Genomic DNA, 317 nt, shown 5'->3' on the forward strand with positions numbered 1-317 from the left:
CCGACCCTCTGCTTGTAAGGCAGATGCTCTCCCAGCTGAGCTAAGCCTCCATATCTGGGAAGGTAATGAATGACCCGTAGGGGATTCGAACCCCTGTTACCTCCGTGAAAGGGAGGTGTCTTAACCCCTTGACCAACGGGCCATAAACAAAGTCCTTGCTGGCGGAGAGAGAGGGATTCGAACCCTCGAGACGCTTGTGACGCCTACACGATTTCCAATCGTGCTCCTTCGGCCAACTCGGACACCTCTCCATATGAGTTGGATTCCCCGGAAGGGAAGCAAATATGCAAAGCATAAAAGCTTCCTTCCAGGATTGA

Annotated in this window: 2 tRNA genes; both read right to left on the minus strand. The window is 52.7% G+C overall.

Annotation, left to right across the window (positions count from 1 at the left end):
• Positions 1–70: 70 nt before the first annotated feature.
• A tRNA-Glu gene (locus MJ257_RS24730) sits at positions 71–142 on the minus strand.
• A 17-nt stretch (positions 143–159) separates the two neighbouring features.
• A tRNA-Ser gene (locus MJ257_RS24735) sits at positions 160–251 on the minus strand.
• Positions 252–317 lie beyond the last annotated feature (66 nt).

Source organism: Paenibacillus timonensis (assembly GCF_022427145.1).
In the GTDB taxonomy this organism is placed as follows: Bacteria; Bacillota; Bacilli; order Paenibacillales; family Paenibacillaceae; genus Fontibacillus; species Fontibacillus timonensis.